This window comes from Aeromonas aquatica, assembly GCF_000764655.1.
GTDB classification, from domain to species: domain Bacteria; phylum Pseudomonadota; class Gammaproteobacteria; order Enterobacterales; family Aeromonadaceae; genus Aeromonas; species Aeromonas aquatica.
Genome location: NZ_JRGL01000105.1, coordinates 16319 through 38129, shown reverse-complemented (window position 1 = coordinate 38129; position 21811 = coordinate 16319). Strand labels below are relative to the sequence as shown.

The 21811-nt window shown below is 62.3% G+C and carries 20 protein-coding genes and 2 tRNA genes; 7 read left to right on the top strand and 15 right to left on the bottom strand.

What is annotated here, in order from left to right; all coding sequences use genetic code 11:
• Nucleotides 1-240: 240 nt before the first annotated feature.
• Both LG30_RS0113705 and LG30_RS0113700 read right to left on the bottom strand, forming a co-directional pair.
• Nucleotides 241-315 (bottom strand) — tRNA-Gly (locus tag LG30_RS0113705).
• Between the two features lie 37 nt (nucleotides 316-352).
• Nucleotides 353-437 (bottom strand) — tRNA-Tyr (locus LG30_RS0113700).
• 261 nt (nucleotides 438-698) lie between these two features.
• On the opposite strand from LG30_RS0113700, the gene coaA reads away from it, so the two are divergent.
• Nucleotides 699-1637 (top strand): type I pantothenate kinase, encoded by a 939-nt coding sequence (coaA, locus tag LG30_RS0113695; RefSeq protein WP_033131263.1) that lies wholly within the window; start codon nucleotides 699-701, stop codon nucleotides 1635-1637.
• An 86-nt stretch (nucleotides 1638-1723) separates the two neighbouring features.
• On the opposite strand, the gene birA is transcribed toward coaA, so the two are convergent.
• A complete protein-coding gene (birA, locus tag LG30_RS0113690) occupies nucleotides 1724-2689 on the bottom strand; it encodes a bifunctional biotin--[acetyl-CoA-carboxylase] ligase/biotin operon repressor BirA (RefSeq protein WP_033131262.1) in 966 nt (321 codons plus the stop codon).
• Nucleotides 2686-3723 carry a UDP-N-acetylmuramate dehydrogenase gene (murB, locus tag LG30_RS0113685; protein ID WP_033131261.1) on the bottom strand — a complete coding sequence of 346 codons (1038 nt, stop codon included), beginning with the start codon at nucleotides 3721-3723 and terminating at the stop codon, nucleotides 2686-2688. Before murB ends, birA begins: the two co-directional genes overlap by 4 nt.
• 126 nt (nucleotides 3724-3849) lie before the next feature.
• Here murB and LG30_RS0113680 point away from each other — a divergent pair, with 126 nt between their 5' ends.
• Both LG30_RS0113680 and LG30_RS0113675 read left to right on the top strand, forming a co-directional pair.
• The gene (locus tag LG30_RS0113680; protein WP_033131260.1) at nucleotides 3850-4503 is read left to right on the top strand and encodes a potassium channel family protein; all 654 of its coding nucleotides are present in this window, start codon (nucleotides 3850-3852) and stop codon (nucleotides 4501-4503) included.
• A complete protein-coding gene (locus LG30_RS0113675) occupies nucleotides 4500-5855 on the top strand; it encodes a TrkH family potassium uptake protein (RefSeq protein ID WP_033131259.1) in 1356 nt (451 codons plus the stop codon). The genes LG30_RS0113680 and LG30_RS0113675 overlap by 4 nt, the downstream gene beginning before the upstream one ends.
• Before the next feature lie 83 nt (nucleotides 5856-5938).
• Here LG30_RS0113675 and LG30_RS0113670 read toward each other — a convergent pair whose 3' ends face one another.
• Complete coding sequence (locus LG30_RS0113670) at nucleotides 5939-7894, bottom strand: DNA topoisomerase III (RefSeq protein WP_033131258.1); 1956 nt, start codon at nucleotides 7892-7894, stop codon at nucleotides 5939-5941.
• Between the two features lie 347 nt (nucleotides 7895-8241).
• Between LG30_RS0113670 and LG30_RS0113665 the strand changes: the two genes are divergently transcribed.
• Both LG30_RS0113665 and torA read left to right on the top strand, forming a co-directional pair.
• Nucleotides 8242-9372, top strand: a complete 1131-nt coding sequence (locus LG30_RS0113665) for a NapC/NirT family cytochrome c (RefSeq protein ID WP_033131257.1) — start codon at nucleotides 8242-8244, stop codon at nucleotides 9370-9372.
• A gap of 22 nt (nucleotides 9373-9394) precedes the next feature.
• Complete coding sequence (gene torA / locus LG30_RS0113660; protein ID WP_033131256.1) at nucleotides 9395-11875, top strand: trimethylamine-N-oxide reductase TorA; 2481 nt, start codon at nucleotides 9395-9397, stop codon at nucleotides 11873-11875.
• 144 nt (nucleotides 11876-12019) lie between these two features.
• Here the strand turns inward: torA and LG30_RS0113655 are convergent, their stop codons facing one another.
• From LG30_RS0113655 to LG30_RS0113640, 4 genes are all read right to left on the bottom strand, one after another.
• Complete coding sequence (locus tag LG30_RS0113655; RefSeq protein ID WP_033131255.1) at nucleotides 12020-12481, bottom strand: hypothetical protein; 462 nt, start codon at nucleotides 12479-12481, stop codon at nucleotides 12020-12022.
• Nucleotides 12482-12524: 43 nt separating this feature from the next.
• Nucleotides 12525-13874, bottom strand: a complete 1350-nt coding sequence (locus LG30_RS0113650; protein WP_033131254.1) for a sensor histidine kinase — start codon at nucleotides 13872-13874, stop codon at nucleotides 12525-12527.
• 78 nt (nucleotides 13875-13952) lie between these two features.
• A complete protein-coding gene (locus tag LG30_RS0113645) occupies nucleotides 13953-14609 on the bottom strand; it encodes an AHA_4052 family stress response regulator transcription factor (protein WP_005306366.1) in 657 nt (218 codons plus the stop codon).
• A gap of 112 nt (nucleotides 14610-14721) precedes the next feature.
• Nucleotides 14722-15054 (bottom strand): PepSY domain-containing protein, encoded by a 333-nt coding sequence (locus tag LG30_RS0113640; RefSeq protein WP_033131253.1) that lies wholly within the window; start codon nucleotides 15052-15054, stop codon nucleotides 14722-14724.
• A gap of 63 nt (nucleotides 15055-15117) precedes the next feature.
• Here LG30_RS0113640 and LG30_RS0113635 point away from each other — a divergent pair, with 63 nt between their 5' ends.
• Nucleotides 15118-15369, top strand: coding sequence for a PepSY domain-containing protein (locus tag LG30_RS0113635; protein WP_033131252.1), 252 nt, complete (start codon nucleotides 15118-15120; stop codon nucleotides 15367-15369).
• Between the two features lie 12 nt (nucleotides 15370-15381).
• Here LG30_RS0113635 and LG30_RS0113630 read toward each other — a convergent pair whose 3' ends face one another.
• Together LG30_RS0113630 and msrP are read right to left on the bottom strand one after the other, a co-directional pair.
• Nucleotides 15382-16050, bottom strand: coding sequence for a protein-methionine-sulfoxide reductase heme-binding subunit MsrQ (locus LG30_RS0113630; protein ID WP_033131251.1), 669 nt, complete (start codon nucleotides 16048-16050; stop codon nucleotides 15382-15384).
• A 29-nt stretch (nucleotides 16051-16079) separates the two neighbouring features.
• A complete protein-coding gene (gene msrP, locus LG30_RS0113625) occupies nucleotides 16080-17096 on the bottom strand; it encodes a protein-methionine-sulfoxide reductase catalytic subunit MsrP (protein WP_033131250.1) in 1017 nt (338 codons plus the stop codon).
• A 366-nt stretch (nucleotides 17097-17462) separates the two neighbouring features.
• On the opposite strand from msrP, the gene LG30_RS0113620 reads away from it, so the two are divergent.
• Nucleotides 17463-17936: a DUF1097 domain-containing protein gene (locus LG30_RS0113620; RefSeq protein ID WP_033131249.1), complete on the top strand. Its 474-nt coding sequence runs from the start codon at nucleotides 17463-17465 to the stop codon at nucleotides 17934-17936.
• Between the two features lie 77 nt (nucleotides 17937-18013).
• Here the strand turns inward: LG30_RS0113620 and LG30_RS0113615 are convergent, their stop codons facing one another.
• The 4 genes from LG30_RS0113615 to cydH form a co-directional block, all read right to left on the bottom strand.
• A complete protein-coding gene (locus LG30_RS0113615; protein WP_033131248.1) occupies nucleotides 18014-19294 on the bottom strand; it encodes a sigma 54-interacting transcriptional regulator in 1281 nt (426 codons plus the stop codon).
• Between the two features lie 49 nt (nucleotides 19295-19343).
• The gene (locus tag LG30_RS0113610) at nucleotides 19344-19850 is read right to left on the bottom strand and encodes a hypothetical protein (protein WP_033131247.1); all 507 of its coding nucleotides are present in this window, start codon (nucleotides 19848-19850) and stop codon (nucleotides 19344-19346) included.
• Between the two features lie 269 nt (nucleotides 19851-20119).
• A complete protein-coding gene (locus LG30_RS0113605; protein ID WP_033131265.1) occupies nucleotides 20120-21520 on the bottom strand; it encodes a sensor histidine kinase in 1401 nt (466 codons plus the stop codon).
• A 101-nt stretch (nucleotides 21521-21621) separates the two neighbouring features.
• On the bottom strand, nucleotides 21622-21714 hold the full coding sequence (cydH, locus tag LG30_RS22110; protein ID WP_152599273.1) for a cytochrome bd-I oxidase subunit CydH: 93 nt from the start codon (nucleotides 21712-21714) through the stop codon (nucleotides 21622-21624).
• Between the last annotated feature and the right edge of the window lie 97 nt (nucleotides 21715-21811).

Genomic DNA, 21811 nt, shown 5'->3' with positions numbered 1-21811 from the left:
GGTCAACGTGGCCGATGGTACCCACGTTAACGTGCGGTTTATTACGCTCAAATTTTTCTTTAGACATGATCGTCCCTCTAAACTAACGCTGAGTACGCGGTGGCAAGCTAACCACAGAACAGTTTATATGATGGATTTGAATCAGGGGGAGTAGAGAGGATGGAGGCTGACAGGCAGGTTCGATTGCCGAACTCACCCTAGGGTGTGGCTCTCAGTATTACCTGAGCCATATCAGCATCTTGGAGCGGGCAGCGGGAATCGAACCCGCATCATCAGCTTGGAAGGCTGAGGTAATAGCCATTATACGATGCCCGCATTTCTCTCACCCAAAGAACTCAAACCGCGAGAAATATGGTGGAGGGAGAAGGATTCGAACCTTCGAAGGCAGAGCCGTCAGATTTACAGTCTGATCCCTTTGGCCGCTCGGGAACCCCTCCAGTGCACAAATGCCACAACGGTAATTCTGCTTGCACCCGTTGTTTTATCGCTTTTGCTGGGCAAATAGGCGACAGACATCTAAGCGTCGCGCATTTTATGGGAAGGATTTTGGGGATGCAACCATTGCACTCTGCAAAATGTGCATTATTGCCGGGATCCATGCAAAAAAGTGCTCCTTCCCCGTCCGAACCGGATGCGTCCCTTGTCGCTCCCGATCCCTTGGTGTATGGTCGCCCTGCCCAAGAAACAGTGATGACATCATGACGACAGAGCATAACCCCTATTTGCAATTCACCCGCGAACAATGGGCGTTATTGCGCGATGCGGTCCCCCTGACCCTGACCGAAACCGACCTGCATACCCTGCGCGGGATCAACGAGAAGGTGTCATTGCGGGAGGTAGAAGAGATCTATCTGCCCCTCTCCCGTCTGCTCAATCTCTACGTCAAGGCCAAGCAGCGCCGCAGCCGGGTGCTGGAACAATTTCTCGGCCAGTCCCGTGGCAAGGGCACCTACATCATCAGCATCGCCGGCAGCGTGGCGGGGGGCAAGAGCACCACAGCCCGCATCATGCAGGCGCTGCTGGAGCGCTGGCCCGAGCACCCGCGGGTGGAGCTGGTCACCACAGATGGCTTTCTCTATCCGAACAAGGAGCTGGAGGCGCGCGGCCTGATGCGCCGCAAGGGCTTCCCGGAATCCTACGACATCCGCCATCTGGTGGAGTTTGTCACCAAGATCCGCGCCGGCCACGAGCGGGTCGAGGCGCCCGTCTATTCCCACCTCATCTACGACATACTGCCCGATGAGAAGAAGGTGGTGGAGCAGCCGGACATCCTGATCCTGGAGGGGCTCAACGTGCTGCAAAGCGGCATGGACTACCCGCAGGAGCCCCATAGAGTCTTCGTGTCAGACTTCGTCGACTTCTCCATCTATGTGGATGCCGATGCCGAACTGCTGCGCAGCTGGTATGTGGAGCGCTTCCTCAAGTTCCGCAGCGGCGCCTTCTCGGATCCGGACTCCTACTTCCACCACTACGCCAAGCTGGCGGAGACGGAGGCGACCGAGATCGCCAACAACATCTGGCAAGATATCAACTATCTGAATCTGCAAGAGAACATCTTGCCGACCCGGGAGCGGGCCAACCTGATCCTGACCAAGGGACAGGAGCACGCCATCGAGCAGATCAAGCTGCGAAAATGATGGCAGGCGCCAACGGCGGACAAACAAAGGGGGGCCTTCGGGCCCCCTTTGTTATTGTGGTCGCAGGTTGATGCCTCGCCTCTGGCTCAGTCCCCGCGGCGCAGGGAGATCTCGCCCCCCAGGTAGTATTTGATCCCCTCGTCCGTCTCCAGCCGCAGCGCGCCACGATCGTCGATACCACGGGCAATGCCTCGGATGACCTGCTCCCCCATCAACAGCTTCACCGGCTGGCCGGCGAAATAATCGAGCCGGTTCCAGCTATCGACGAAGCTGGCCAGGCCACTCTGCTCGAAAGTGACCATGGCTTGCTGCAGGTGCAAGAGCACGCAGGCCGCCAGCTGATTGCGCTCCACCAGTTCGGGCTTGACGTGGCGCAGCTCTGACCAGGCCTGATCGATCTTTTCCCCCTGCCGCTCCGGCATCGCCAGATTGAGGCCAATGCCGATCACCAGGTGACAGCTGGCGCCAGCGCTGCCACTCATCTCCACCAGGATGCCCGCCAGCTTGCGGCCCTGATAGTAGAGATCGTTCGGCCACTTCAGCTCGACACCCGGATAACCCAGGGATTCCAGCGCCTCCACTACGGCCACGCCGACCGCCAGACTCAGCCCCATGGCCGCCGCCATGCCCTGCTCGAGTCGCCAGTACATGCTCAGGATCAGCTGGCAGCCAAAGGGGGAGACCCAGGGCTTGCCGCGCCGACCCCGCCCTGCGGTCTGGCACTCGGCAAGACAGCTCTCGCCGGAGCGCAGCTGATTGACCCGCTCCAACAGATGCTGATTGGTGGAATCGATCACCGAGAAGCAGTGCACCGGCGCCATGGGTGCCAGGGCCTGCAACTGCGCTTCGTCATACAGCGCCATGGGCACCGCCAGCCGGTAGCCCTTGCCGGTCAGGCTGAACAAGTCCAACCCCAGATCCTTGAGGGCCGCCATGTGTTTGCTCACCGCGGCGCGGCTGATGCCAAGCTGCTCACCGAGCTGCTCACCGGAGTGGAACTGGCCGTCGCTGAGCAAGCCGATCAGAGTCTGCCTGATGGGAGTGAGTGTCATGCCAGCACCTCGTCGAGCCAGGTCTCACCGGTGAGCCCCATGAAACGCACCTCGTGTTCCAGCACGACCCCGAACTTCTGCTCCACGCTGTCACGCACGTGGGCGGCCAGGGCGATCAGCTCCATGGCGCTCGCCCCGCCGAGGTTGACCAGCACCAGCGCCTGCTCCTGATGCACGGCGGCGCGGCCGATGGCAAACCCCTTGAGGCCGCATTGATCGATGAGCCAGCCCGCCGCCAGCTTGGCCTGCTCCTCCCCGGCCGGATAAAGCGGCATCTGTGGATAGTGCGCCTTGAGTTCCTCCGCCAGCGCCAGGGGCACCAGGGGATTCTTGAAGAAGCTGCCGGCGTTGCCGAGCACAGCGGGATCCGGCAGCTTGGCCATGCGGGTCTCGCAGACGGTGTCGAAGATGGCCTGGGCACCGGGATGTTCGCCGAGGGCCGCCAGCGGGCCATAACCCGCCACCGGCTGCCAGGTCTTGGGCAGACGCAAGCCGACGGCGGTGATGAAGTGGGTGTCCTGATAATCGTGCTTGAAGATACTGTCACGGTAGCCGAACTGACAGTCGGCCGCCGCTATGCGCTCCACCTCGCCGCTCTGCCAGTTGAACGCCTCCACGTAGGCACAGAAGCGGGCCAGCTCGACCCCGTAGGCGCCGATGTTCTGTACCGGGGCGGCCCCGACGGTGCCCGGGATCAGCGCCAGGTTCTCCAGCCCATGCCAGCCCTGTTGCAGGGCATGGCACACCAGCTGATGCCACTCCTCCCCCGCCGCCACGTGCAGCAACCAGTGGCTGCCATCATCCTGCAGCGCTATGCCTTTCATCCGATTGAGCACGACCAGACCGGCGAAGTCATTGCAGAACAGGATATTGCTCCCACCGCCCAGTACCAGGCGCGGCAATGCCGTCAACTCGGGGTTGGCCAGCAGTTGCCTGAGATCATCCAACTGGGTCACTTCGGCCAGCCAGAGGCAATGCGCCTCGAGACCCAAGGTATTGAGGGCCACCAGGGGGGCGTGGGGGGTGAGTTTCATCTGCGTGTCCCGACAAGATCAAGGGAGGCAGTTTACCCCAGATCCCCCGGGACGAAAAACCCGGGTACTGTTCGGACTCAAACCGCTGGAGTAAAGTAAGCCCTTCAGCCCGTTGAGGAAGCATGAATGAACAATCAATTCGCCGTCATCGGCCTCGGCCTGTTCGGCAGCGCACTGTGTGAAGAGCTGCAGTTGCAGAATGCCGAGGTGCTGGCCATCGATATCGACGAGAGCAAGACCCGCCAGATCGCGACCCTGTGCAATCACGTCATCGTCGCCGATGCCACCGATGAGGCCACGGTCGCCGAGCTTGGCCTCGCGAATTTCGACATCGTCTTCGTGGCCATCGGCGACAACCTGGAGACCAGCATACTCACCACGCTGGTGCTGAAGGAGGCGGGGGTTAAGAAGGTGTGGGTCAAAGCCCGTGACAAGTTCCACGCCAAGATCCTGCAGAAGGTGGGCGCCGACAAGGTGATCAACCCGGAGTGGGACATGGGGCGCCGGGTCGCCCAGAGCATGCTGGACAACCGGTTGTTCGACTACCTGGAGTTGGGTCACGACATGGTGCTGACCGAGTTCGTCATCGGCCTGCAGCAAAACAGCCGCACCCTCGGCGATCTGCACCTCTTGCAGCAGAACGACTTCCAGCTGCTGGCCATCAAGCGCGGCCAGGTGCTGCACAACGTCCTGACCGGCAAGATGGAACTGCAGCTCGGTGACATCCTGATCCTGGCCGGCAACAAGCACGCCATCGATCATTGGCTCGACACCCTATGATCCACTGGCGCAGCAACTACGCCTTCGCCTTGCCGCGGGAGAGCCGCTCCCGCTGGAGCGAGGCCAGGCTGATCCTGGGCAGTTTTCTCATCATTTTGCTGATCGGCACCCTGTTTCTGGTGCAGCCCTCCAGCCACAACGGCGAGGTCACCTTCATCAACGCCCTCTTTACCGCCACCTCCGCCATCAGCGTGACCGGTCTCGGGGTGGTGGATACCGGCACCGCCTTCACCCTGCAGGGGCAGATCATCCTGCTGATGCTGATGGAGATTGGCGGTCTCGGCCAGATGACCATGACCCTGCTGCTCATCGCCATGTTCAGCAAGCGGGTCGGCCTGCGCCAACAGGTGCTGGCCAAGGAGGCGCTGGGGCAAGAGGGCTCGGTCAACATCATCCAGCTGGTCAAACGCATAGTGCTGTTCGCGCTCATCGCCCAGCTCATCGGCACCGCCATCATGGCCATCCGCTGGGTACCGGAGATGGGCTGGCACCACGGCCTCTACGTCAGCTTCTTCCACGCGGTGTCGGCCTTCAACAACGCCGGCTTCTCGCTGTTTGCCAACAACCTCATCGACTACAGAGACGATCCCATCATCAGCCTGACCATACCGGCCCTGCTCATCCTCGGCGGGATCGGCTTCACCGTCATCGTCGATCTGGTACGCAACCGTCGCTGGCGCAAGCTGAAGCTGCACAGCAAGCTGATGCTGCTGATGACGCCGGCCCTGCTGCTGCTGGGCACCCTGATGTTTTGGCTGCTGGAGCACAACAATCCGGGTACCTTCGGCAAGGCAGGCATGGGCGGCCAATGGCTGGCGGCTTTCTTCCAGTCCGCCACGGCGCGCACCGCGGGCTTCAACACCGTCGACATAGGCCAGATGGTGCCCGCCTCCCTGCTGTTCATGATGATGCTGATGTTTATCGGGGCTGGGGCAACCTCGACGGGGGGCGGCATCAAGGTGACCACCTTCGCCGTGGTGTTGCTGGCAACCCGGGCCTTCCTGACCAAGCGACCCCATGTCACCGCCTTCGGCCGGACCCTGTCACCCCAGATAGTGACCCGCTCCCTGGCCATCATCATCGTCAGCACCATGGTACTGATGCTCGCCATGTTCCTGCTGACCCTGACGGAATCCGTTTCGCTGGACAAGATCATGTTCGAGACCATCTCGGCCTTCGCCACCGTGGGGCTCACCACCGGCATCACGCCCGGATTGAGCTCCCCTGGCAAGTTCATCCTGGTGCTGGTGATGATCTGCGGCCGTCTCGGTCCCCTCACCCTGGCGTTGATGCTGGCAAGGCCGAGCGAGACCCGCATTCGCTACCCGGAAGAGGGGGTCTACACAGGTTAACTCACTGCTTCATTGCATAATTTCAATATAAAAAAGGGGCGAAAGCCCCTCTTTTATATTGCAGACATAGGCCTCGAAAAGCCTCAGGCCGCCTTGGTTCGGGTCGGGCGCTTGCTTGTACTCTTGCCCCCACTCTTTCCACTGCTACGGCGGGTGAAATGCCGCTTGGCGGCTCCTTCTGGTGCCTTGGGCAAAGCGCTGAAGCTGGCGCCGGAATCCTGCCTGGCCCCCTCAATCAACCCATGCAGCTGTTCGGTGAGCGGTCCCATGAACTGCTGGTAGCTGGCGTGACGCTCGGCGATCTGGCCGAGGAGCTGCTCCCACAGCGCCGTCATATCCGGGGTGGTAGCGCTGGCGGGCAGCGCCAGGATCAGGGCCCGCCCGGTGGGGGTGGCCTTGATGCTCTTGCCCTGGCGCACCAGGAAGCGCCGCTTGAACAGCAGGTCTATGATGCCGGCCCGGGTCGCTTCGGTGCCTAGGCCATCGGTCTCGCGCAGGGTCTTGCGGATCTCGGGATCCTGCACATGGCGGGCGATGCCGGTCATGGCGGCAAGCAGGGTGGCGTCGGTGAACGACTTGGGGGCCTGGGTCATCTTCTCCAGCAACTCGCCCCGTTCACACTGCAACTGCTCGCCCTGGCGCAGGGCGGGCAGGCTCCCCGCCTCCTCTTCATCGTCCTCTTCCACCCCCAGCAGCGCCTTCCAGCCGGCCTTGAGGATGCGCCTGGCCTTGGCCTGGAACAGGCCCCCGGCGATGCGCAGCAGCACTTTGCTGTCGTTGTACTCGAACGGCGGGTAGAACTGCAGCAGATACTGGCGGGCGATCAGGCCATAGAGCTTGCCCTCGTCGGCGGAGAGGCTGGCCAGGTTGCCATGTTTCTCGGTGGGGATGATGGCGTGATGGGCATCCACCTTGCCATCATTCCACGCCTTGCTGCGCAGCTTGCCATCTGCCTCGCTCACCGCCTTGGCCAGGGCCGGGGCCGTGGTGGCGATGGCATCCCGCACCTGGGGTGCCCGATTGAAGTGATCGCTGGGCAGGTGGCGGCTGTCGGATCTGGGGTAGGTGATGAGCTTGTGGCGCTCGTAGAGTGCCTGGCAGACATCCAGCACCCGCTTGGCATCCATGCCAAAGCGCCTGGCGGCATCGATCTGCAGGCTGGAGAGGTTGTAGGGCAGCGGTGCCGTCTGCTTGCGGGCCTGCTCCTCGACCTCCTCCACCTGGGCAGGCTGGCCTTTGATCCGCTCCACCACCTTGGCGGCCAAGGCCCGGTTGAGCACCCGCCCCTCCTCATCCTGCCAGGGAGCGCAGGCCTCGGACGGCAGCCACTTGGCGCCGAACCGCTCGTTGCCCGGCGTCACCACATGGGCCAGCACCTCGAAGAAGGGCTTGGGCACGAAGGCGTCTATCTCCAGATCCCGCCGCACCACCAGCCCCAGCAGCGGGGTCTGCACCCGGCCGACCGACAGCAGCTCGCTACAGCCCCCCTTGCGCCCGAGCAGGGTGTAGGCCCGGGTCATGTTGATGCCATAGAGCCAGTCGGCACGGCTGCGGGCCAGGGCCGAGACCGCCAGCGGCACGAACTCCTTGTTGTCCCGCAGCTTGTCGAGGGCCCGGCGCACCGCTGGCGGGTTGAGATCGCTGATGAGGCAGCGCTGCACCGGCTTGGTCTTGGGATAGCCGAGAAAGTCGATCACCTCGTCCACCAGCAACTGCCCCTCCCTGTCCGGGTCGCCGGCATTCACCACGCAGTCGGCCTGCTTGATCAGCCGCTTGATGACGGTGAGCTGGGCCCTGGTCTTGGGCTTGGCCACCAGCTGCCACTGGCCGGGAATGATGGGGAGCTGTTCCATGCGCCACTGCTTGTAGGCGGCGTCATAGGCATCGGGCTCGGCCTGCTCCAGCAGGTGGCCGATGCACCAGGTCACCACATCCCCCCCTGCGGTCTCGATAAAGCCCTCCCCCTTCTTGTGGGGCTTGGGCAGGGCATCGGCGATGGCGCGGCCCAGGCTGGGCTTCTCGGCAATAAAGAGTCGCATGACTGACAAACCTGATCACTGTATATGCAAACAGTATATATCGAGCCTTTCGCAAAGCCCAACACCTGTCCATTCAGAGCCCGGTGGTCATACCGGGGAGCAAAACATCGAGTCAGAGCCGTTTCCAGCATGACTCGTGCGGATTTGATGATTTAAAGGGTGTCAAATAAGGCTAAACTAACAAGGTTAACAACTAGAATTTGATTTAAATTCATACATTAAAACTTAAATGGAATTTAAAACGAAAAAAATCCAATTTAAAGAATAAAAACCATAACCGAGGTCAACCCCTCATCCGCCAAGACTACTACTATATTGGTAATATTTGATCGTAGGGAACTGCCGCCATGCTTGGAAAAATGTTGAGAAAGACCTGGTTCTGGCTCCTGCTGCTCGGGGCCCTGCTGGGCGTCGCGGCGCTGGGAGTCACCGTCACCGTGCTGCACAAGACCAGCTCCACCGAGTTCTGTGTCTCCTGCCACTCCATGCAGACACCGCTGGCCGAATATCAGGGCAGCGTGCACTTCCAGAACGTGAAGGGGATCCGGGCCGAGTGCGCCGACTGCCACATCCCCAATGACCCCGGCTCCTATCTGTGGACCAAGATCCGCGCCGTGAAAGATATCTACCACGAGGCACTCGGCACGCTCGACACGCCTGAAAAGTACGAGGCGCACAAGCTGCGCATGGCCCAGACGGTCTGGGATCAGCTCAAGGCCAATGACTCCGCCACCTGCCGCAGCTGCCACAGCTACGCCGCCATGGACATCCTGGCCCAGCGTCCCAACGCCCGCGCCGAGCACCCGGTGGCCATCAAGGAGGGCCAGACCTGCATCGACTGTCACCGCGGAGTCGCCCACATCATGCCGGACATGAGTGGCCTGGCCGCCGCCGCCGCCAGTGAACTGGCGGCCGCCGCCGCCCAGACCCCGGCGACTGTCACCACTCGCTACGCCATCGCCACCACGCCGCTGTTCCTCGATGCCAAGGCGACCACGGACGAGGGCACCCTGATGCCATCGACCCAAGTCGAGATCCTGGCCAACGACAACGGTCGCGCCCAGGTACTGATCGAAGGCTGGCAGCAGGACGGGGTGAGCGAGGTGTTCTACGCCGCCCCCGGCAAGCGCATCCTGAGCGTGCTGGTCGGCGACGCCGCCAAGCAGGCGCTGGTCACCGGCAAGAGCGAGACCGACAGCGCCACCAACCTCACCTGGCATCAGGTCAAGCTGACCGCCTGGGTGGATCAGCGCCAGCTCATCGGCGATCAGGGCAAGCTGTGGCAATACGCCTCCACCCTGATGTCCAACAACTGCACCGGCTGCCACGGCCTGACCGCGCTGGATCACTTCAACGCCAACCAGTGGATCGGCGTCATCAAGGGCATGGAATCACGCACCTCCCTCACCCCGGAGCAGGCCCGCATGCTGACCCAATACGTGCAAAAACACGCCAGTGACATGAGCGCGGCCCACTAAGGCTGGAACAGAGGAATCCCATATGACTTTTTTCAATGACCAACAGACCAATCTGTCCCGCCGCAGCCTGCTCAAGGGGCTGGGGGCCTGTGCCGCACTGCCGCTGCTCGCCGGTCTGTTCCCCAAGCACGCCCTGGCGCAAGCCATCAGCACGGCGCTTGAACAGTTCCCTACCCTGGTGCCGGCCCAGAAAGGCATTCTCACAGGTGCACACTGGGGAGCCTTCGAGGCCATAGTCGCCGATGGTCGCATGATCCGGGTGCAGCCGGTGGCCGACGATCCGGCACCGAACGACCTCATCGACATGGCGCCGTTCCAGGTCCATGCCAAGAACCGCATCAAGTACCCCATGGTGCGCAAGAGCTGGCTGGAGCATGGCCCGGGTGCCAGCCCCGAGCTGCGCGGTGCCGACGAATGGGTACGGGTGAGCTGGGATCAGGCCATAGCGCTGGTCGCCGGCGAGATCAAGCGGGTGCAGAGCGACTTCGGTCCCCAGGCCATCCATGCCGGTTCCTACGGCTGGAAGAGTGTGGGCATGTTCCACAACAGCCGCACCCTGCTGCACCGGTTGATGAACCTCTCTGGCGGCTTCACCGGCTACGCCGGGGATTACTCCACAGGCGCGGCCCAGGTGATCATGTCCCACGTGATGGGCTCCATCGAGGTGTATGAGCAGCAGACCGCCTGGCCAAACGTGGTGGAACATGCGGAACTGGTGGTGCTCTGGGGGGTCAACGCCCAGGTCACCCTGAAGAACAGCTGGAACATGCCGGATCACGAGGGCCAGGCAGGCTTCAAGGCGTTGAAGGAGAAGGGCACCCGCATCATCAGCATAGATCCCGTCTACAACGAGACCGCCAAGCTGGCCAACGCCGAGTGGATTGCCCCGAACGCCTACACCGATGTGGCCATGATGCTGGGGGTGGCTCATACCCTCTATAGCGAGAAGAAGCACGATCAGGCCTTCCTCGAGCGCTACACCGTCGGCTTCGACAAGTTCCTCGACTACCTGCTCGGCAAGGACGACGGTCAGCCGAAGAGCGCCGAGTGGGCTTCCACCGTCTGTGGGGTCGAGGCCAAGGTGATCCGCCAGCTGGCCCTCGACATGGCCTCCAAGCGCACCATGATCATGGCGGGCTGGGGCATGCAGCGTCAGCATCACGGCGAGCAGCCGAACTGGATGCTGGTCACCCTGGCCGCCATGCTGGGGCAGATCGGCCTGCCGGGGGGCGGCTATGGCTTCAGTTATCACTACTCATCCGGCGGCAGCCCCACCGCCAAGGGCGGCATATTGGCAGGCATCTCGGCCGGGACGGCGCCGCAGAACAGTCCGGCGCCCATCCCGGTGGCCCGCATCGCCGACTGCCTGGCCAACCCCGGCAAGACCATCGACTTCAACGGCCGCAAGCTGACCTACCCGGATGTCAAACTGGTCTACGTGGCAGGCGGCAACCCCTTCCACCACCATCAGGACACCAACAACCTGCTGCAGGCCTGGCGCAAGCCGCAGACGGTGATAGTGCACGAGCCCTACTGGACCGCCACCGCCAAGCACGCCGACATAGTGCTGCCGGTGACCACCAGCTACGAGCGCAACGATCTCGAGATGGGGGGTGACTACTCCCAGCGTTACGTCTTCCCCATGCACCAGTGCGTGCCGCCCCAGCACGAGTCGCGCAACGACTTCGACATCTTCAGCGCCGTCGCCGCCAAGCTCGGCCTGCAGGAGGCCTATACCGAGGGCAAGGACGAGACCCTGTGGCTCAAGCAGATGTACGACGGCATGGCCGCCCAGGCCCGCGGTGCCAAGGTGGCGCTACCGCCGTTCAACATGTTCTGGGAGTCCAACAACTACATCCGCTTCCCCATCCCGGAGGCGAACCGTCAGTGGATCCGTCACGCCGATTTTCGCGACAACCCGCTGCTCAACCCGCTCGGCACCCCGTCCGGCAAGATAGAGATCTTCTCCAATGCCATCGCCGGCATGAGCTATGCCGATTGTGTTGGTCATCCCAAGTGGTATGAGCCCAAGGAGTGGGCCCAGGGCGAACAGGCCAGCCGCTATCCGCTGTCCCTGAACACCTCGCACCCGACCCAGCGGCTGCACTCCCAGCTGGACAACACGCCGCTGCGGGACAAGTTCGCCGTCGCCGATCGGGAGGCCATCCTGATCCACCCGGACGACGCCAAGGCCCGCGGTATCGCAGAAGGAGACTTGGTGCGCGCCTTCAACGATCGCGGCCAGATCCTGGTGGGGGCCATGATATCGAAGGACATTCGCCCCGGGGTGGTGCGGATCTGCGAGGGGGCCTGGTTCGATCCGGCCAAGCCGGGCGAGGTCGGCGCCATCTGCAAGAACGGCAACGTCAACTGCCTGACCTTCGACGAGGGCTCCTCCAGCCTGGCCCAGGGCAACTGCGGCCACATGGCCCAGTTGCAGATCGAGAAGTACAGCGGTCCCGAGCTGCTCAACACCGCCCACGGGGTCCCCGCCAACGCCTGAGTACAGCGCTGGCCAACAAAAACGGCGCCATCTAGGCGCCGTTTTTTTATTTATCACTGTTGTGGAGGTCCGAGAGCCGTTCAGCAGCCCTTCGTTTCACCATATAGTTCGCTAGTTTTTATAAAAATATATGTCACTAATCGATTAAAAATCGCCTTCTACCATATATTCTTCCGCACACTCGACCAGTTGTGGCCAGAGATCCTCTGGCACCCAGGCTTCGGGATCGTCCTCATCGCCATCGTATTGGGTCCAGAAGAAGGCACGCAGCCCGCTCGCGAAGTCGTCGCTGATCTCCGCCAGCTCGGAGAGCGGCCCCAGCCAGGCGATGCGGCGCAGGCCGGAAGCGAGATCGTTGATGGCATCCATCAGACCGCGATCATCCTGGCTCTGCTCCACCAGCAGGGTGAAGCGCTCGCGCGCACTCTCGGTCTGCTCCTCATCCAGCTCGCCCGCGTCGGCCAGCAGCTCGACGAAGTCTTCCAGCAAGAATTCGATCAAGGATGCCCTGTCCTCGAACCACTGGAGCTGGGCGCCCTTGGTGCCCAGCACCGAGGCATCGAATGAATCATCGAGATGGCACAGTGCCCATGGATCGTCAGTCATTGCTACCCTTCCTACCACTTGAAATAAGGACCATATCTTAAGCCTAGCTCTCGACCCTTGCCACCTTGGGCAACGACAAAGAAGCGGCAAGACCACCCAGCTCTGCTCGTCCCATGATGAGACTGCCTCTGTAGGCTTCCGCCAGGTCTGACACTATGTTGAGACCCAGGCCCGAGCCCGGCACCTTCTCGTCGAGCCGCACCCCGCGCAGCACCGCTTTGGCGATCTGATCCTCGCTCATGCCGGGGCCATCATCCTCGATGCGCAGGGTGATCCAGCCCCCCAGCTCGGCGCTGGAGATACGAATTTGAAGGCGAGACCACTTGAAGGCGTTCTCCAGCAGGTTGCCCACCATCTCGTCGAAGTCCTGCTCCTCCACCCCGACCGCCAGATTGGCCGGCACCTGCAGGTCCACCTCCTTGCCCGGATAGAGGCGGGAAAAGGCACGGCAGATGTATTCCACCCGCGCGCGCACCGGGGTCGAGACCCCCAGGATCTTGGCAGCCCCGGTCACCCGTGCCTTGCCGAGGTGATAGTCGATGTGGCGCTGGATCTGGTCGAGCTGCTCGCCGATGGCGGCCTGATCCTCGGGGGGCAACTGGGTCACCTGATTGCGCATGATGCTGAGCGGTGTCTTGAGGGCATGGGCCAGGTTGCCGGTGTGGGAGCGGGCCCGCTGCAGCAACTCACTGTAGTGGTGCAGCAGGCGATTGATGTCCTCCACCAGGGGCTGGATCTCCAGCGGGTAGCGCAGCCGGAATCCCTCCTGATGGCCCTGATGCACCCGGCCGAGCTCACGGCGCAGCAGATGGAGCGGTCGCAGGCCATAGATGATCTGGAACATGAAGCCCAGCACCAGGCCGGTGGCGGCAAAGCCCAGCCCCAGGAACAGGCTGATGCGGGTCTTCTTCAGGGTCTGGGTCAGGACTGTGCTGTCCTTGGCCATCGCCAGGGTGAACACCCGATCCGATCCCGGCAGCAGCACGGTGCGGGTCATGATCAGCAGCGGCTCCTTGTTGGGCCCCTTGCCGACGAACAGATCCGGGTCACCGAAGGCCGACTTCAGGCCGTGGGTGTTCAGATGGGCGTCCCACAGGGAGCGGGAGCGGCTGATCACCTCCCCTCCCAGCTCCAGCTGCCAGTAGTAGCCGGAGTAGGGCTGGAGGTAGCGGGGATCCGCCATGGGCTCGGTGGCCAAGGGCAGACCGTTGGGCTGGATCTCGAGACGAGAGAGCAGATCGTAGAGCTGCAACCGCAGGCTATCGGCTTCCGCCTCCTGCCAGTAGTTGCGCATCATGGTCTGCAGGCTGAAGCCGGTGGCGAACAGGAACAGGCCACACCAGACCAGCGCGATGACCACCAGCCGGCCGCGCAGGGTACGTACCAGTCTCATTCATCGACTCCCGGTCCGGTTATCAACCCAGGCTGGCTCATTCGCCGCTCCCTTGCCGCGTTGGCATCGAGGTCAGACTCATTCGTTGATCCGATATCCGAGGCCGCGCACCGTCTCGATCAGATCGGCGTGGGTCTTCTTGCGGATCCGGCCGATGAACACCTCCACCGTATTGGAGTCGCGGTCGAAGTCCTGGGCATAGATGTGGTCGATGAGCTCGCTGCGCGACACCACCTTGCCCCTGTGCTGCATCAGGTAGCCCAACACCCGGAACTCGTGGGCGGTGAGCTTGATGGGAGTGCCTTCGTACCAGACCTGGGAGGCCGCCATGTCGAGCCGCACCCCGCCGATCTCGAGGATCGAGCTGGCGTTGCCCGCGGCGCGGCGCACCAGGGCATGGACCCGGGCCACCAGCTCGGCGACCTGGAACGGCTTGGTGAGATAGTCGTCGGCGCCGGCGTTGAGCCCCTCTATCTTCTCGTGCAGCTGACCACGGGCGGTCAGCACCAGCACAGGAGTGTCTATGCCCTTGCTGCGCCACTCCTTCAGCACGCTCAGACCATCCCGACCCGGCAGGCCGAGATCCAGGATGATGGCGTCATAGGGTTCGGTCTCGCCGAGGAAGCCGGCTTCGTTGCCATCGTGGCAGAGATCGGTCACGAAACCGGACAGTCGCAGTTGTTCTGCCAACTGGCCCGCCAGAGTCTTCTCGTCTTCAACTATCAGAATGCGCATGGTTTTTATCCAAAATGAGGGCTGTTTTTATCGGCTTTCCTGGCTCAATGCCAACCTGCCGACACAGATCCTGAGTCAGTGCCCGGCGGACGGGCGTGAGAACCGTTCGGGCTCACTCTTCTTCCGGTGGCGGGGGAGATTCGAATAAGCGCTCCAGATGATGCCCTTTTAGCCACACCATCTCCAGGTTGTCGGCGCGGTAGCCAACCTTGATCACGCTGTTCTCGCTGTCGATGAGTTTGAGCTCATAGAGCCAGACGCCATCTTCCTCTCCCAGATCGACACGCAGCACGCGCACCGGCAGATGGGAAGCCACCTCCATCAGCTCATGAAAAGGTCTGATCCGCCCCTCGCTGACAGCCTGCTGCAGCAAGGCCTCGTTCGGCTGGGCCGCCTGCGCCAGCAACGGCAGCAGCAGTCCACACAGGGGCAGCGCTCTATTCATGGATGATTCATCTCTCAAAACCTAACATAATGCCGTTTATAGTGTGCCAGCCATGAATCCGGAATGAATATGATCCCACGCAGTATCCTGCTGATCCTTTGTCTCTTTTCCACTTTTGGCTGGGCGGCACAGACGCGCCTCGACATGCCGGGGCTGATCAAGATGCTGCTGGCACAAGGGTACCACGACATTCGGGAAGTCGAGCTGGAAGGCGACAGATTCGAGGTCAGCACCCTGAATGCCAAGGAGCAGAAGGTGCGACTCAGCGTCGATGCCTACACCGGCGAGATCACCCAGCAAAAAGAGGCCGATTAGGCCTCTTTTTTGTTAGGTGCGATCCACGCCGGTGAGCGGGGGACAGGCCTCTCTCAGGCGCTGGCGTTTCTGCTGCCACTGTCGCCAGGGTCGCAACAACTTGTCGCGCCGCGGCACCAATAGGGCACAGGCCAGCAGCAGATAGATGAGCGGCTCCTGCCAGCCGCTCTTGACCGACCACCAGTAGTGGATCGGCACCAGCAGGGCCACGGCGTTGATCCAGTTGTGCAGCCTCTGCCAGCTCGGGCCCATGGCCCGCAGCAGGGCCGGGATCGAGGTCAGACTCAGCGCCGTCAGCAACAACAGCGCCACCGCCCCCACCACTATGTAGTTGCGCTTCACCAGCTCGCCGCCGATCAGTCGCCAGTCGAACTGCAGATCCAGCCCCAGCCACACCATGAAGTGCAAGCCGGCCCAGGCCGCGCACCAGAGCCCGAGGGGGCGACGCAGCTTGATGAGCTGCCCCTGCCGCCAGCGCTTGGCGAGCGGCGACACCAAGAGGGTTAGCAACAGCAAGTGCAGGGCCCCCTTGCCGAGGTAGTGGGTCAGCCCCTGTATCGGATCCCCCCCCAGCAGCCCGGCCGGCACCGCATAGCCCAACCAGAGCAGGAAACCCAGGGAGCCCAGGTGTACCAGCGCACGCAGCATGCCGATATGGCGATTGGTCAGTCTCAGTGCCATGAATTCAGCCCCCCTTTCTTGCCTCTGTATCAATACCACTTGCGCAGATCCATGCCCTGATAGAGGGACGCCACCTCGTCACCGTAGCCGTTGAACAGCAGGGTGGGCTGGCGCTTGGCGCCGAAGATGCCGCCCTCGCCGATGAAGCGCTCGCTGGCCTGGCTCCAGCGCGGGTGATCCACCTGCGGATTGACGTTGGCGTAGAAGCCATATTCGTTCGGTGCCAGCAGATTCCAGGTCGTCGGCGGCATCTCCTCCACCAGCCGGATGGAGACGATGCTCTTGATGCTCTTGAAGCCGTACTTCCAGGGCACCACCAGCCTGATGGGTGCCCCGTTCTGGGCCGGCAGCGTCTTGCCGTAGAGCCCCATCGCCAGGAAGGAGAGCGGGTGCATCGCCTCGTCCATGCGCAGCCCCTCCACATAGGGATAATCGATGCCGCCCCCGAGATTGCTGGAGGCCTGTCCCGGCAACTGCTCGGGATCGTAGAGCGTCTCGAACGCCACGAACTTGGCGCGACTGGTGGGTTCGGCGCGACGGATGAGGTCGGCCAGGGCGATGCCGCTCCAGGGCAGCACCATGGACCAGGCCTCCACGCAGCGCAGCCGGTAGATCCGCTCCTCCAGCTCTGTCTTGTTGATGAGATCCCACACATCCAGGGTGAAGGGCTTGGTCACCTCTCCCTCCACCTTCAGCGTCCAGGGCTCGGGTTTGAGGTAGTGGGCATTGCGAGCCGGATCCCCCTTGTCGGTGCCGAGCTCATAGAAGTTGTTGTGGGTGGTCGCCTTCTCCAGCGGGGTGAGGGTCACTCCCTCCGGCCGGGCGGCGGCCTTGTAGTGGATCTCCTTGGTGGCGGGGGCCGGGGCGGCTTTCTCATCGGAGAAGAGATCCAGCAGGCTGGCCTGGGCCGGGAAGGCCAGGCTGGCGGCGCTGGCACCCAGCCCAAGGCCAAGCCCCTTGAGGATGAGGCGGCGATCCTGATAGACGGCTTCCGGGGTGACATCCCGCTCGGTGGGGTGATGGGGGGTAGAACGCTTGATCAACATGAAGAAACTCCCGGGGCTGTGAGGCAACATTCATAAGACCGGCCCCGGTGAGGTTTTATTTCACGGCTTACATCATCTGGTAGAGAGGCAGCGCCTTGGCCATGGTACCGACCAGGAACAGCAGGATGAATACCAGCAGGGGGACTATCACGTTTGGCGCCATCAGACTCACTCCATGAGCAGGACAGGGCCTCTAACTATGGTTCAGGGTCCAGGACGCCACCAATGAATTTTTTTCGCGAGCGCAAGCGTATTCCCGAGTTGAAAAGAGTGACCAAGATCACACACAATCCGGCCCCTGCTTGCCGCCCCTTCGCCGAAGGGTAGGCTGCCTGCTTTTCCAAATTCAACCACGAGAGTCATGTCATGAGCCCATTGATCGCCATCGCCATCACGACCGGGATCCTCTCCGCCGTCTGGGGCGGACTGGCAGCCGCCCTCGGCCTCATCTCCTGGGTCGGCTTCCTCGGTTGCACCAGCTACTTCGCCTCGAGCGGCGGCTACAAGGCGCTGCTGCAGACCCTGCTGTGCAATGCCAGTGGCATGCTGTGGGCACTGGTGCTGATCCACGGGGAAAACTGGTGGGGCGCCGGCATGGCGGGCTATCTGATGACGGGAGTGGTGGCGACCCTGATGTGCGCCCAGGCCAAGCAGCGGTGGCTCGGCTACATCCCCGGCACCTTCGCCGGTTGCTGTGCCACCTTCGGGGCAGCCGGAGAGTGGCGCCTCATTCTGCCTTCCCTGGTGATCGGCGCCCTGTTTGGCTACCTGATGAAGGCAAGCGGACTCTGGCTCTCCCGCAAGACCCAGGCCACCACGGGTGTCACCGATCCCGCCTGAGCCTGAACGCAGGCAGCCGATGAGCAAAACGCCCTGACCACCGCCGTGGTCAGGGCGTTTTCTTTTTGCCCTTAAGATCAGCTCTTCAGCTTGAAGTTCGCCGCCTCTATACCGTGCCGATTCAATAACTTGTAGAAGTCGGTGCGGTTGCGTCCCGCCATGTTCGCCGCCAGGGTCACGTTACCCTCGGTGGTGCGCAGCAGACGGATCAGGTATTCCTTCTCGAACTCGGCGCGCGCCTCGTTGAACGAGGGAATGCCGCCCACCCCGCCACTCAGTGCCGATTCCACCATGGCGGCCCCGATCACCGGGCTGCAGCAGAGGCTGGCGAGCTGTTCCACCACCCCGCAGAGCTGGCGTACGTTGCCGGGCCAGGCCGCTGCCGCCAGCAGGGCCAGCGCCTCCGGCGAGAAGCCGAGGGCGGCACAGTTGTCATGGCGGCTGCGATAGTCGTCGAGGGCCTGGCGAGCGAGCAGCGGTATGTCCTCGCTGCGGGCGCTGAGGGGAGGCAGGGTGATGTTCGCCACGTTGAGACGGTAGAAGAGATCCTCCCGAAAACGCCCCTCCTCCATGGCCGTCACCAGATCCTGATGGCTGGAGCTGATGACCCTGACCTCGGCGGTGCCCTGACCGTACTCCGCCAGCACCTGCAGCAACTTGGCCTGCAACGACTCCGACAGATTGCCTATCTCGTCCAGGAAGAGGGTGGCCCCCTTGGCCTCGGCGAACAGGCCGGACTGTCCATCCTCGCCAAACAGCTGCAAGTCCAGCACGGGCCAGGGCAGGGCGGCGCAGTTGATGGTGTGCAGCGGCTTGTCCCGCCGGTGGCTGGCCTGATGCAGCGCCTGGCTCATCACCCCTTTCCCCGAGCCGGAGGGGCCCAGGATCAAGACCGGCACCTCCATGGTGGCGATGTTGCTCGCTTGGATCAGCAACTGCTCCATCTGCGGATTACGAGTCAGGATGAGGGACTGCCACTCCTGCTGTTGTTTGGGACGGGTCAGGCTCAGGGCATGTTCTATGGTGACCAGCAGCTCATCCTTGTCGATGGGCTTGGTGAGAAAGCTGAATACCCCGGAACGGGTCGCCTGGATGGCATCCGGAATGGTGCCGTGGGCGGTCATGATGATGACCGGCATGCCGAGCCACTGAGCCTGAATCCGTTCGAACAACTCCAGCCCATCCATACCCCCCATACGCAGATCGCTGAGCACCAGATCGGCTCGCTGCTGGCGCAACCTGTCCAGCGCCCCTTCGGCGCTGTCGGCGGTGTCCACTTCGTAGCCCTGACTGCGCAGGCGCATGCTCATCAGCTTGAGCAGGCTGGCATCATCATCGACCAGCAGGATGCGACTCATGCTTGTACTCCTTCCTCGCCCAAGGCGGCATTGGCAGCCATCCCGGTCTTCATGGTTTGGCCCCCTCATTGAGCTTACGCTGATTCAACTGCTCATCGATGGCGGTGAGCTGTTCGATTTGGCGACGCAGCCGCTGCACCTCCTGACTCTGATCGTCGCGTCGGCTGTCGCGAGCCAGCAGCTCTTCACCGAGGGCGATCCAGCTGCGCAGGAAGGCCTGGGCATCCAGCCCGAGTTCGGGCAGCAGGGACTTGAGCCGATCCAGCCCGGCCCGGCGATTCGCCACCGACTCGGACGGATGGGTGTTGACCATGGCCAGGCTGACCCGGCTCTCGAGATCGGTGGCACCGCGCAGACGTTGGCGCTCCTGCACTCGTTGCTGGGGGTGGCTGGCCAGCAGCCAGTCCGAGTATTGCAGGCGCACCTGCATCTCTTTATTGGCAAATTCCATCCGCTTGGCGACAGCCTGATCCGACGGCTCAGTCAGGCCGGAATGCGACAGCAGGGAGCAGCCTGAGAGCAGGCTCATCAATACGGGAATAACAAATCGTTTCATCTTTGGCTTCACTTCAGCGTCAACCGGGAACAGGCATCCGCCTGCTCGTCTTTGGTCTGTATCAACTCGCCCTCAGGGGCGTTTCAGCCTGGGCTTTATTTCAGCTCCAGCCGGAAGCAGGCATCCGCCTGCTCGTCTTTGGTCTGTATCAACTCGCCCTCAGGGGCGTTTTAGCCTGGGCTTTATTTCAGCTCCAGCCGGAAGCAGACATCCGCCTGCTCGTCTTCGGTCTGTATCAACTCGCCCTCAGGGGCGTTTCAGCCTGGGCTTTATTTCAGCGTCAGCCGGAAGCAGACATCCGCCTGCTCATCTTCGATCAGCGTCAACTCTCCCCCCAGGCTCATGGCCGATTCGCGGGCGATGGAGAGGCCCATGCCGGAGCCTTTCAACAGGCCCTGACGCACTGTGCTGCCCTGCTCGAACGGCTCGAAGATCCGTTCCCGCTCGGCCAGCGGGATGCTGGGGCCCTCGTTGGCTACTTCCAGCCAGCTGCCATTGGCATCCTGACCGGCACGGATCCAGACTCGACCGCCCTTGGCGCCGTAACTGACCGCGTTGGAAAACAAGTTGTCGAGGATGAGGCGCAGGCGATAGGGCTCGGCTTGCAGGATGATGGGATCGGGCGGCAAGTGTACACTGATTTGCTTGGATTCCAGCGCCAACCGGTATTCGGCCAACAGCTCAAGCAGCAGGGGAGCCAATGATACAGACGTCAGGCTGAACACCTCCTGTTGGCTGAGGCGGTTGAAATCGAGCAAGCGCTCGATCAGGGTCTGCAGCCGACGGCTGTTCTCCTCCAGCATCTGGCAGATCTCCTGCTGATCCCCGTTGAGCGGGCCCATCAGTTGTTCCGACAGCAAGTCTGCCCCTTCCCTCAGCACCGCCAGCGGCGTCTTCAGCTCGTGGGATACGTGGCGCAGGAACTGATACTTCTGCTGCTCCAGCTCCTTGAGCTTGTCGTGCAACCAGCCGATCCGCTCCCCCAGCAACACCAGCTCGGCGGGGCCATCCACCGGCCGCGGGTCAGGCTCGATGCCGGCCCCCAGGCTCAGGATCCGCGACTCAATCTGACGCACAGGGTGGATGATCAGATAGGTAAACAGCAGGATCAGCAGCAGGCTGAGCACCGCCACGAAACCGCTGATCCACCAGATCTCCGTTCTCAGCTCGGCGATGGCCGCGCGCATTCGTACCACGTGCTCATCCACCTGGCTGCGGGTGATCACCTCCAACTGCTGGTTGGACTCATTGAACCGCTCGAAGTGAGGGCTGGTTGCCTCGGCTCTGGCCTTGCTCAGCTCCTGCAAGCCGTCAAGCCAGCTCAGTACGGTGTCGAGATCCGCATAGACGGCGGCATCCGGGATGGATTGCCGATGGATGGCGAGCAACTCGCGATAACGCGCCAGCTGCTGCCGATAGGAGTCGAGGATGCGCTCGTCCCCCAGCACCGCATAACGGCGCAGGGTGCGCTCCAGATCGATGGCCTGGCTGGTGAGCAGGGTCGCCCGGCGGGTATCCCGGACGACACGATCCACCTCATCGCTGGTAAGCTGGCTCAGGTGGGAGAGGGCCTGACTGTCGTGCCAGATCATGCCCCCCAGGGGCATCAGGACCAGTACGAAGCCCATCAATACCACCTGGAGCAGGGAACGCGGCCGAACCTTGGTCATCTCGAACAGTCTCTCTTCATCTTGGGGGGCCAGCATATCCGCACTCCCCCAAAAAGCAAAACCGGCCAAGTGGCCGGTTTGGTTGCATTCGGGAGCAGGCGTCACGCCAGACCGACGGATGCCACACAGATGATCAGTATCATGACGAGGGCCCCGGAGGCGGTCAACAGCGCCCATTTCAGCTCCACACTCATACAAACCTCCTTTTTTACCAATCAGAGTTGGATCACAGTAGATAAAACTATGTTAATTCATAGTAAATCTGATAACCGTGAGCTGCGTATATATTTC

Excerpts from the sequence above, each read along its gene's own strand:
- LG30_RS0113635 (WP_033131252.1), top strand. The coding sequence starts at position 15,118 with ATGAATATGATCCCACGCAGTATCCTGCTGATCCTTTGTCTCTTTTCC.
- LG30_RS0113615 (WP_033131248.1), bottom strand. The coding sequence starts at position 19,294 with ATGAGTCGCATCCTGCTGGTCGATGATGATGCCAGCCTGCTCAAGCTG.
- LG30_RS0113640 (WP_033131253.1), bottom strand. The coding sequence starts at position 15,054 with ATGAATAGAGCGCTGCCCCTGTGTGGACTGCTGCTGCCGTTGCTGGCG.
- murB (WP_033131261.1), bottom strand. The coding sequence starts at position 3,723 with ATGAAACTCACCCCCCACGCCCCCCTGGTGGCCCTCAATACCTTGGGT.
- cydH (WP_152599273.1), bottom strand. The coding sequence starts at position 21,714 with ATGAGTGTGGAGCTGAAATGGGCGCTGTTGACCGCCTCCGGGGCCCTC.
- LG30_RS0113620 (WP_033131249.1), top strand. The coding sequence starts at position 17,463 with ATGAGCCCATTGATCGCCATCGCCATCACGACCGGGATCCTCTCCGCC.
- LG30_RS0113650 (WP_033131254.1), bottom strand. The coding sequence starts at position 13,874 with ATGAGACTGGTACGTACCCTGCGCGGCCGGCTGGTGGTCATCGCGCTG.
- LG30_RS0113655 (WP_033131255.1), bottom strand. The coding sequence starts at position 12,481 with ATGACTGACGATCCATGGGCACTGTGCCATCTCGATGATTCATTCGAT.
- LG30_RS0113680 (WP_033131260.1), top strand. The coding sequence starts at position 3,850 with ATGAACAATCAATTCGCCGTCATCGGCCTCGGCCTGTTCGGCAGCGCA.
- LG30_RS0113630 (WP_033131251.1), bottom strand. The coding sequence starts at position 16,050 with ATGGCACTGAGACTGACCAATCGCCATATCGGCATGCTGCGTGCGCTG.
- LG30_RS0113675 (WP_033131259.1), top strand. The coding sequence starts at position 4,500 with ATGATCCACTGGCGCAGCAACTACGCCTTCGCCTTGCCGCGGGAGAGC.
- coaA (WP_033131263.1), top strand. The coding sequence starts at position 699 with ATGACGACAGAGCATAACCCCTATTTGCAATTCACCCGCGAACAATGG.
- LG30_RS0113670 (WP_033131258.1), bottom strand. The coding sequence starts at position 7,894 with ATGCGACTCTTTATTGCCGAGAAGCCCAGCCTGGGCCGCGCCATCGCC.
- torA (WP_033131256.1), top strand. The coding sequence starts at position 9,395 with ATGACTTTTTTCAATGACCAACAGACCAATCTGTCCCGCCGCAGCCTG.
- LG30_RS0113645 (WP_005306366.1), bottom strand. The coding sequence starts at position 14,609 with ATGCGCATTCTGATAGTTGAAGACGAGAAGACTCTGGCGGGCCAGTTG.
- LG30_RS0113610 (WP_033131247.1), bottom strand. The coding sequence starts at position 19,850 with ATGAAACGATTTGTTATTCCCGTATTGATGAGCCTGCTCTCAGGCTGC.
- LG30_RS0113665 (WP_033131257.1), top strand. The coding sequence starts at position 8,242 with ATGCTTGGAAAAATGTTGAGAAAGACCTGGTTCTGGCTCCTGCTGCTC.
- LG30_RS0113605 (WP_033131265.1), bottom strand. The coding sequence starts at position 21,520 with ATGACCAAGGTTCGGCCGCGTTCCCTGCTCCAGGTGGTATTGATGGGC.
- msrP (WP_033131250.1), bottom strand. The coding sequence starts at position 17,096 with ATGTTGATCAAGCGTTCTACCCCCCATCACCCCACCGAGCGGGATGTC.
- birA (WP_033131262.1), bottom strand. The coding sequence starts at position 2,689 with ATGACACTCACTCCCATCAGGCAGACTCTGATCGGCTTGCTCAGCGAC.